This is a genomic window from Peribacillus sp. SIMBA_075 (assembly GCF_046534585.1).
This window is the reverse complement of record NZ_JAWRYN010001661.1, coordinates 1-233: the sequence shown is the minus strand read 5'-3', so window position 1 is coordinate 233 and position 233 is coordinate 1. Positions and strand designations below refer to the sequence as shown.

Below are 233 nucleotides of genomic sequence, written 5' to 3'. Positions count from 1 at the left end.
CCCGGCGGACCGCTCCAGCTACAACAGCTTCACCCGCATCGTCGTCGACACCGAGCAGCACACCCGCGACATCATCGAGGGCGCCGCCGCCAACGACCGCGCCAGCGGCGAGGACCGCAAGATCGGCGACTACTACGCCGCCTTCATGGACGAGACCGGCATCGAGAACAAGGGCCTGGCGCCGCTGCAGCCGCAGCTGGCAGCGATCTCGCGGATCGCCGACAAGCAGGCAC

General features: G+C 69.1%; 1 pseudogene. It reads left to right on the top strand.

Annotated elements, in window-relative coordinates:
* A pseudogene (locus SB775_RS34075) lies at positions 1-233 on the top strand (hypothetical protein); the annotation flags it as partial.